Here is a 9,766-nt window from a genome sequence, read left to right on the forward strand (position 1 = left end):
GCTGCCCCGGCCGCCTCGGCGGCGTCCCGGTGCCGGTCCAGGGCCTCGCTCGCGGCGCGCAGCCGGGCCTCGGCGGGCGGTTCGCCGCCGGGGTGGGCGGCCAGCAGCACCTCGCGGGCGTAGCGGTGCAGCCGCAGCAGCAGACGGACCTGGTGCCAGGGGGTGTCCTGCGGATGGGGTGCCGGGTCCGGGGACAGACCGTGGATCAGCGCCTCCGCGTTGTACGGGCTGGCCGCGGTGACCAGCGGCAGCGCGGCCACCGCGTCGGTGAGCCGCTCCTCGGCCGCCCGTGCCGGCGGCCGCAGATCGGCGTCGCCCGCGGCCGGGGCCAGCGGCACCTCGCTGGCCAGGACGGCCACCTTGTCGGCGAGCGCGTGGAAGCGGGACGAGCCGAGGGCCTGCAGCGCGGTGGAGTGCGCCCGGGTGCGGGCGAGGGTGAGCTGCCGGTCCAGCAGGGCGCCGGCCTTGGCGGCACCCACGGTGAGGTGGCCGGCGGGGGCGGCGGCGGTGCGGGTGCCCGGGGCTGCGTGGGGGAGGGTGCCGACCGTGCCGGTGCCGGACGTGCCTGCGCCGGTCGCTGTTGTGCTGATCGCCGGGGTGCGTTCGCCCGAGGCGGCCGCCCGTACGCCCACGGGGCCTGGCATCCCAGCGGGGGTGGGCCCGGTCCGGACCGGTACCGTTCGTCCGCTCACCGCGCCGCCCCCCTGGGACGGCACCACCGGTGCGCCGGACAGGCGCTGCAGCGCCTGCAGCAGGCGGTCCAGGCGGGCCGCGCAGGCGTCCTCGTGGGCCAGGGTGCTGGAGATCCAGGCCAGCTCGGGGCGCAGGGACTCGGACCACTCCGGGGCCAGCAGGGGCTGGAAGGTGTGCAGGGTACCGCTGATGCGGCGGGCCGAGCGGCGCAGCGCCCTGGCCGCCTCGAGGGAACCGCCCGGGCCGGCCGCGCCGGCGCCGGTCTCCCGGTGCCGGCGCAGCGCGCGGAGGAACTCGGTGGCCCGGGCCCGCAGATAGCCGGTCAGGGCGTCCGCGGGGACCGGGCGGTCCCAGGGGGCGGTCGGGTCAGGGTGCTGCTGAGCCACGCCGGCGCCTCCGGGCCTCGATGAGCATCTCCTGGATGTTGCGCAGGGGCTGGCCGTCCGCGTCCGTGGCGTGCCGGGTCCAGTTGCCGTCCGGGCCGAGATGCCAGGACGCGGTGGTGTCGGACATCCCGGTCTCCAGCAGGCGGTTCAGGGCCGCCCGGTGCGCCGGGTCGGTGACGCGGACCAGCGCCTCGATACGCCGGTCGAGGTTGCGGTGCATCATGTCGGCGCTGCCGATCCACACCTCGGGTTCGCCCCCGTTGCCGAAGGCGAAGACCCGCGAGTGCTCCAGGAAGCGGCCCAGGATGGACCGGACCCGGATGTTCTCCGACAGCCCCTCGACACCCGGCCGCAGCGCGCAGATGCCGCGTACCCAGATGTCGACCGGCACGCCCGCCTGCGAGGCCCGGTAGCAGGCGTCGATGATCGCCTCGTCCACGATCGAGTTGACCTTGATCCGTACGTAGGCGGGCCGTCCGGCGCGGTGGTGCTGGGCCTCCTTCTCGATCCGGGAGATCAGACCGTCGCGCAGCGACTTGGGCGCCACCAGCAGCCGCCGGTAGGTCTCCCGGCGGGAGTAGCCGGAGAGGCGGTTGAACAGGTCGGAGAGGTCGGCGCCGACCTGCTGGTCGGCCGTGAGCAGACCGAGGTCCTCGTACAGGCGGGCGGTCTTCGGGTGGTAGTTGCCGGTGCCGACGTGGCTGTAGCGCCGCAGGGTGTCGCCCTCCTGACGGACCACCAGCGACAGCTTGCAGTGGGTCTTCAGACCGACCAGGCCGTACACCACGTGGCAGCCGGCCTCCTCCAGCTTGCGCGCCCACTTGATGTTGGCGTGCTCGTCGAAGCGGGCCTTGATCTCGACCAGGACCAGGACCTGCTTGCCGGACTCGGCGGCGTCGATGAGGGCGTCCACTATCGGGGAGTCGCCCGAGGTGCGGTACAGGGTCTGCTTGATGGCCAGCACGTCCGGGTCGGCCGCCGCCTGCTCCAGGAAGGCCTGCACAGAGGTCGAGAAGGAGTCGTAGGGGTGGTGCAGCAGCACGTCCCGGTTGCGCAGGGCGGCGAAGATGTCGGGCGCCGAGGCGGACTCCACCTCCGCCAGGTCCCGGTGGGTGCCGGCGACGAACTTCGGGTACTTCAGCTCGGGCCGGTCCAGGCTGTGGATGCGGAACAGGCCGGTGAGGTCGAGCGGGCCCGGCAGCGGGTACACCTCGGCCTCGCTGATCTTCAGCTCGCGCACCAGCAGGTCCAGCACCTCGCGGTCGATGGACTCCTCGACCTCCAGCCGGACGGGCGGGCCGAAGCGGCGCCGCATGAGCTCCTTCTCCAGCGCCTGCAGGAGGTTCTCGGCGTCGTCCTCCTCCACCTCGAGGTCCTCGTTGCGGGTGAGCCGGAAGGCGTGGTGTTCCAGCACCTCCATGCCCGGGAACAGCTCCTCCAGGTGGGCCGCGATCACGTCCTCGATGGGCACGTAGCGGCCGGGGGAGCTCTCCAGGAAGCGGGACAGCAGCGGCGGCACCTTCACCCGGGCGAAGTGCTTGTGGCCGGTGACCGGGTTGCGCACGACCACGGCCAGGTTCAGCGACAGGCCCGAGATGTACGGGAAGGGGTGCGCCGGGTCGACCGCGAGGGGCGTGAGCACCGGGAAGATCTGGTGCCGGAAGAGCGTGAAGAGCCTGGCCTGCTCCTTCTCCGTCAGCTCGCTCCAGCGGACCAGGTGGATGCCCTCCTCGGCCAGGGCGGGGGCGATGTCCTCGTGGTAGCAGGCGGCGTGCCGCGCCATCAGCTCGCGGGAGCGGGCCCAGATCATCTCCAGCACCTCGCGCGGCTGCAGGCCGGAGGCGGAGCGGGTGGCGACGCCGGTGGCGATGCGCCGCTTCAGACCGGCCACCCGGACCATGAAGAACTCGTCCAGATTGCTGGCGAAGATCGCCAGGAAGTTGGCGCGCTCCAGCAGCGGCGTGGCCGGGTCCTCGGCGAGCTCCAGGACGCGCTCGTTGAACGCCAGCCAGCTGCGCTCACGGTCCAGGAAACGTCCCTGCGGCAGCGGGGCGGCGCCGTCGTGCGGTGCCTCCTCGTAGCCGTCCAGGTCCGCGTCGATGTCGGGTTCGAGATCGGAGACCACGGCCGCGACGGTGTGCGGGCGGTGCGCGGCTATGGAGCCCACGGAGGGCTGGGTGTGCTGTACCTGTGCCTGGGCATTCGGCTGGCTCATATACCCATTCTTCCGCGCCCACCGCGTCACGGGCGCGTCGGAAAGCGCCGGCGGGAGCGGTGATGCCCCTGAGGCGTCCCCGTTCCGCCCGGCGCCCCTGCGGGGCGGCGAAGGCTCTGGCGCGGCGCGATGCATTGGCCGAGCGTCGCAAGCCCGTCTGAATCGGCGGTTACGGCGACATGACGTACGCCCTTCACGGCGGTGGCGCGTACGCCCTGCACGGGGGGTGGCCTGTACGCCCCGCACGTCAGGGACGGGGGCGTACGGGCCGCTCGGCCGGGCGGCGCGCGGCCGAGCGGCGGCCGGACGGCGCCCGGCCGCGGTGCTCAGGCGGTGCGGCGGCGCAGGAGGCGCAGGGCCGAGAGGACCAGCAGGGCGGTGAGCAGCAAAAGGATGCCCGAGGCCACCAGGTTCAGCGGCCAGGTGTGGCTCACCGGGTGGTGGTCCCGGTAGAAGGAGACCGCGTTCAGCTCGGTCAGCTCCGCCTTGCACCCCTGGTTGAAGATGCTGGTGCAGGGTGCCGCCAGGCGGTCGCCGCCGGCGGTCGGACGCCCTCCTCGGCGGTGAAACACGCGCCCTGCGGGCCCTCGCCGAGGCCGCTGACCTTGGTGACCGTCGGCCACAGGTACGGCATCGCGGTGTGGACGGCGGCCCACAGCGCGCCGACGCCCAGCACGGTGGCGGCGAGCGCGGGCAGCGAACGGCGCAGCAGCAGGCCCGTCAGGGCGCCGAGCGCGAGCCCGGCCAGAGCCAGGGCGACCGGGACGACGCCGTTGGCGTAGGGCGACCGGGACGACGCCGTTGGCGTAGAAGGTGGGGACGTCGTGCCAGGGTTTGGCGGTGTCGATGCGGCCGTCGCCCGCCGTCCGGGCCCGGCGGTGCAGCCAGGCCAGCAGCCCGGTCGAGACGGTGATCAGCAGGGCCGGGCAGGCGCGCCGGCTTCATGAGCGCCTTCATCTGGTCCCAGCACGTGCCCGGTTCCTCTTCGAGGCACCCGCCGTCAGTGTCGAACTTCGTCACCGCGGCCTGGAACGTGGTGGTCGCTTCCTTCACGCTCGGCGCGGTCGCCTTCTCGACCGCCGTGCCGCCGGGCTTCGGGTCGCCGGCGTCGTCCGAGCTGCTGCAGCCGCTCACGGCTGCCACGGTCACGGCCAGGATCAGCGCGCTGGCCGTCTTCCCCCAAGCGTGTCTCCCCATGACGGGGGACCGTCCCACGGTGATCGGAAACGGACACGCCAAGGCCCCGGCCGAACGGCCAGGACCCACCGAAGGGGAACGGAAGGTGTCGCGCAGCCGGTCGTGGAGCTCGGCGAGCAGGCCCATCACCTGCCAGCGGCGGGCGAACGCGTGCACCCGCCGGTACGGCGGGAAGTCACAGGGCAGGTTGGCCCACTTGACGCCGTTGTCCGCTACATAGCGGACCGCGTCCAACTCTCAGCTCACCGAACTCTCAGGTCACTGCACTCAGGTCTCCGTGCGATACATCAGATCCACCTCGTGCGTCACGAAGCCCAGCCGCTCGTACACCGACACCGCCGCCTTGTTGTCCGCGTCCACGTACAGCATCGCCGTCGGCAGGCCCAGCCCCGCCAGATGGCGCAGCCCGATCGTGGTGAGCGCCTTGCCGAGGCCGCTGCCCTGGGCCTCCGGGCTCACCCCGAGCACGTAGACCTCGCCCAGCCGCTCCTGTGCGTGCACCTTGGTCCAGTGGAAGCCGATGATCCGGCCCTCCCGTTCGGCGAGGAAGAAGCCCTCCGGGTCGAACCAGGGCTCGGCCTTGCGGTCGTCGAGGTCGCGCTGGGTGAGGGAGCCCTGCTCGGGGTGGTGGGCGAACGCGGCCGCGTTCACCGCGAGCCAGGCCGCGTCGTCCCGGCCGGGCACGAAGGTGCGGATGGTCACGCCCTCCGGCAGCACCGGATCCGGCAGATCGAGACCGGCCAACGGGCGCCGCATCTGACGCAGTTCGCGGAAGAGCGTGAGACCGAGGACCTGCGCCAGGTGGCGGGCGGCGGAGTGGCCGCCGTGCGCCCACACCCGCAGCCGCTTGCCGGAGGCGGCGAGCAGCGCGGCCCCCAGCGCCCGCCCGTGCCCGTGCCCGCGGTGCGCGGGGTGCACGACGAGTTCCGCGGCCGGCGGCTCCACCGGGTCGGTGTCCTCCAGCTGGGCGTATCCGACGAGTTCGCCGTCGACGGTCAGCAGCAGGTGGGAGACGCCCTCCCGCTCGCCGCCGCGCAGCTGCAGCCGTCCCTGCTCGGACACCGCCTGCTGTCCGTCGTGGGCGGCGGCCTCCGCGAGCAGGGAGAGCACCGCCTCGACCTGCTCCGGAGAGAGCGCGGTGCAGGTCTGGATCGAGCGGGGGCGGCCGGGCCGTGCGATGTCGTCGCTGGTCATGCGTACGAGGGTAAAGCCAGGCCCGTGCAAAACGGACGGTATCGCCCGCGGGGAATCCGCCGGCCGCGGCCCGCGAAAGATAAACCGGGATGTAACCCCGAAACCCCTGTCGCGCTACGCGCGTTGACTCTAGGCTGCGCCCGGACCCACTCAGACCCTCAGGGGGGCGTATGCCAGCCACATCCCCGGCGCACCCGCGCCGCAGACGCCGTACCAACCGTCTTCTCGCGACCGCCGCCGGAGTCCTGACCGCCGGCGCGCTGGCCGCGGCGGCCCTGCCCGGGTCGGCCAACGCGGGCGAGCAGCACGCGAACCAGGGCAAGCACGGCCACCCCGGCCGCTACCAGGACATCCAGCTCCTCTCCTTCAACGACCTGCACGGCAACCTGGAGCCTCCGACCGGCTCCTCCGGCCGGGTCACCGAACTCCAGCCGGACGGCACCACGAAGACCATCGACGCGGGCGGCGCCGAGTACCTCGCCACCCATCTGCGCGAGGCCCGCAAGGGCCACCGCTACTCCATCACCGCGGCCGGCGGCGACATGGTCGGCGCCTCCCCGCTCATCAGCGGCCTCTTCCACGACGAGCCCACCATCGAGGCGCTCAACAAGCTCGACCTGGACGTCACCTCCGTCGGCAACCACGAGTTCGACGAGGGCGCCAAGGAGCTGAGCCGGCTGCAGAAGGGCGGCTGCCACCCGACGGACGGCTGCTACAGCGACAAGAAGTTCAAGGGCGCCGACTTCCCGTACCTGGCCGCCAACGTCCTGGACGAGAAGACCAAGAAGCCCATCCTCAAGCCCTACTGGGTGTGGCAGAAGCAGGGCGTCAAGGTCGGCTTCATCGGCGTGACCCTGGAGGGCACCCCGAACATCGTCTCGGCGGAGGGCGTCAAGGGCCTGTCCTTCAAGGACGAGGTCGAGACGATCAACAAGTACGCCAAGGAGCTGCGCCGCAAGGGCGTGAAGTCCATCGTGGCGCTCATCCACGAGGGCGGCTTCCCGGCGTCGACGTCGTACAACTACGACTGCGACTCCCCGGGTGCGGGCAACGGCATCTCCGGCCCGATCACCGACATCGCCAAGAACGTCACCTCCGAGGTGGACGCGCTGGTCACCGGCCACACCCACGCGGCCTACGTCTGCACCGTCCCCGACCCGGCGGGCAAGCCCCGCATGGTGACCTCGGCCGCTTCCTTCGGCCGCCTCTACACCGACACCACGCTGACCTACGACCGCGCGACCGGCGACATCGTGCGCACGGCCGTGAAGTCGGCCAACCACGTGGTCACCCGGGACGTCGCCAAGGCGGCGGACATGACCGAGCTGATCGACAAGTGGAACACCCTGGCCGCCCCGATCGGCAACCGCCCCGTCGGCTACATCTCCGCCGACATCGGCAACACCGGCACCGAATCCCCGCTCGGCGACCTGATCGCCGACGCCCAGCTGACGTACGCCAAGACGCTGGACGCCGAGGCCGACCTGGCGCTGATGAACCCCGGCGGCATCCGGGCCCCGCTGACCTACGCGGCCAAGTCCGGTGAGGGCGACGGCGTGGTGACCTTCGCCGAGGCGTTCACGGTCCAGCCGTTCGCCAACACCGTCAACCTCCAGGACCTCACCGGCGCCCAGCTCATCCAGGTGCTCAAGGAGCAGGTGAGCGGCGCCAACCAGGCGGCGCCGAAGATCCTCCAGGTCTCGGACGGCTTCACCTACACCCTCGACCTGACGAAGTCGGGCGCCGACCGCGTCGTCACCGACTCCATCAGGCTCAACGGCCAGCCGATCGACGAGTCCGCCACCTACCGCGTCGCGATGAACAGCTTCCTCGCGGGCGGCGGCGACGGCTTCCCGACCCTGGCCAAGGGCACCAACCCGCTCGTCGGCGACGACGACCTGAAGGCCCTGGAGCAGTACCTGACGGCCAACTCCTCGCCCACCGACCCGATCGCCCCGCCGAAGGCCGACCGGATCACCGTCGTGAACTAGCGCGCATCCACTCGCTCCCGTCGCACGGGAAGACCGTATTCCCGCAGTCCGCGGGGCGACCGTACGAAATCCCTGGCGCCCTCGACGAGACCGACCGCCGGAGGAAACCGGGGCGGAGGAAGTCCTCCGCCCAGGTCTCGTCCGATCCGGCGGTCCCGTCGAGGGCTCCGCCCTGTCATCGGCACGGTCGGCCGCGTGCGGCTCCCCGGGCTACCGCCGGGTGCGGCTTCCCCCGTGGCGCCCGCGTGGAGCGCCGGGCCGCACGCCTGCCCGTCCCAGGGCCGGCCATCGCCCCCACCGCCATCGACAACCTGCTCGGCCGGCTGCCCGACATCGAACTCGCCGTACCGGAGAACCTGCTGTCCTGGCGCCCGGGCCCCTTTCACCGCCCCTGGACGAACTCCCCGTCCGCTTCACTCCCGTCCAGGCCACACCCCGGCCGCTTCACTCCCGTCCAGGCCACACCCCGGCCGAGCCAGCCGCCGGCCGCCCGGCCCCTGGACGCACAGCCGCACGCCGCGCCGCCGCCTGGCCCCCGCAGCCCGACCAGGACGGCGACCACGCCAATGAGCGGCGCCCGCAGGGCAGTTCAGGGATGTGGTCCGTCTTCCTCAACGGGCTCAGGAAGTGACACACCCTCGCCTGCGCGGCGGCGGCACGCCGTAATCTGCGACTCGACGGACCACCGTCGTCCAGAAAACTCACCCCCGGTCCGCTGCCAGGACCGCGCCCTACAGGAGCAAGAGAGCCCTCATGGACGCCAACACCCCCGCTCCGGTGCCCCCGCCCGGATGCCCCGCTCACGGGCGGATACCTCTGTACGGGCCGGAGTTCGCGGCCAACTCGCAGGCGTACTACGCCTACCTGCGGCACTTCGGCCCCACCGCCCCCGTCGAACTCGCGCCCGGCGTCGACGCCACCCTCGTCACCGACTACGCCACCGCGCTGAACCTGCTCCACGACAGCCGTTCCTTCCGCAAGGACGCGCGGCACTGGCGAGCCTTCAACGAGGGGCTGGTCCCCTCCGACAGCCCCGTCGTCCCGCTGCTCGCGTATCGCCCCAACGCCATGTTCAGTGACGGCGCCGACCACCTGCGTCTGCGCCAGGCCATCACCGAGACCATGGCCCGTGTGGACGGCCGCCGGCTGGCCCGCACCACCACGCAGGTCTCGGACTACCTGATCGCGCAGTTCTCCTCCCGCGGGTCGGCCGACCTGATGGCCGATTACGCCAAGCAGCTCCCGCTGTTCGTCTTCAACGAGCTGTTCGGCTGCCCGGCCGAGATCGGTGACCGGGTCTTGTTCGGCATCTCCGGGATGTTCGACGGCATCAACGCCGAGCGGGCCGCCGAGGTGCTGTTCGGTGCCGTGGGCGAGCTGGTGGCGCTCAAGCGGAGCCGTGCCGGTGACGACGTCACCTCGTGGCTGATGGAGCACGAGGCGGCTCTGACCGACGAGGAGATGGTCCACCAGCTCTCCCTGCTGCTGGGAGCCGGCTGCGACCCGCTGCGCAACCTGATCGGCAATACCCTGCACCGCATCCTCACCCACGACGAGTACGCCCACCAGGGCGGACTCGTCGACGACGCGATGGAGGACACCTTGTGGGAGAACCCCCCGGTGCCCAACCACGCGCCCCACTATCCGGCAACGGACATGGAGTTCGCCGGCCACAAGCTCCAGGCGGGTGACCTGATCCTGGTCAGCTTCGCCGCCGCCAACGGCAGCCCGTCACTCACCGCCGCACGGCAGTCCGGCAGAGGCAACCGCTCCCACCTGGCGTGGAGCGCAGGCCCGCACAGCTGTCCCTCGAAGGAGCCGGCCCGGCAGATCACCGTGACCGCCGTCGAGAACCTCCTCAACAGGATTCCCGACCTCACACCCGCCGTTCCCGAGGAGAGCCTGACGTGGCGCCCCGGGCCCTTCACGCGGGGTCTCACCTCGCTCCCGGCCCGCTTCACCGCCCTCCCTGCGCCCGGCTCGGCCCCCGCCCCGAAGCCCGCGCCCGCCGAGACGGGCGCCGGAGAGCCTGGAACAGCACGCAAGTCCGGCGGACGATGGAGCCAGTTCCTCAACTGGCTCAGGGGATG

General features: G+C 72.2%; 7 protein-coding genes. 2 read left to right on the forward strand and 5 right to left on the reverse strand.

Annotated elements, in window-relative coordinates:
- The 5 genes from ABD207_RS08665 to mshD all read right to left on the reverse strand — a co-directional run.
- A partial coding sequence (locus tag ABD207_RS08665; protein ID WP_344011350.1) for a CHAD domain-containing protein occupies positions 1 to 1,079 on the reverse strand: 1,079 nt, incomplete at its 3' end.
- Positions 1,060 to 3,294: an RNA degradosome polyphosphate kinase gene (locus tag ABD207_RS08670; RefSeq protein WP_344011352.1), complete on the reverse strand. Its 2,235-nt coding sequence runs from the start codon at positions 3,292 to 3,294 to the stop codon at positions 1,060 to 1,062. The genes ABD207_RS08670 and ABD207_RS08665, both read right to left, overlap by 20 nt.
- Positions 3,295 to 3,620: 326 nt before the next feature.
- Entirely contained in the window at positions 3,621 to 3,866 is a 246-nt protein-coding gene (locus ABD207_RS08675; protein WP_344011354.1) for a hypothetical protein, read from the reverse strand.
- A gap of 148 nt (positions 3,867 to 4,014) precedes the next feature.
- The gene (locus ABD207_RS08680) at positions 4,015 to 4,725 is read right to left on the reverse strand and encodes a transposase (RefSeq protein ID WP_344011355.1); all 711 of its coding nucleotides are present in this window, start codon (positions 4,723 to 4,725) and stop codon (positions 4,015 to 4,017) included.
- Positions 4,726 to 4,758: 33 nt separating this feature from the next.
- A complete protein-coding gene (gene mshD / locus ABD207_RS08685; RefSeq protein ID WP_344011357.1) occupies positions 4,759 to 5,685 on the reverse strand; it encodes a mycothiol synthase in 927 nt (308 codons plus the stop codon).
- Between the two features lie 170 nt (positions 5,686 to 5,855).
- On the opposite strand from mshD, the gene ABD207_RS08690 reads away from it, so the two are divergent.
- Positions 5,856 to 7,676 (forward strand): bifunctional metallophosphatase/5'-nucleotidase, encoded by a 1,821-nt coding sequence (locus ABD207_RS08690; RefSeq protein ID WP_344011358.1) that lies wholly within the window; start codon positions 5,856 to 5,858, stop codon positions 7,674 to 7,676.
- A gap of 753 nt (positions 7,677 to 8,429) precedes the next feature.
- On the forward strand, positions 8,430 to 9,766 hold a 1,337-nt coding region (locus ABD207_RS08700), incomplete at its 3' end, for a cytochrome P450 (protein ID WP_344011360.1).

Origin of the sequence: Streptomyces thermospinosisporus (genome assembly GCF_039526425.1) — a bacterium.
Lineage (GTDB): Bacteria > Actinomycetota > Actinomycetes > Streptomycetales > Streptomycetaceae > Streptomyces > Streptomyces thermocarboxydovorans.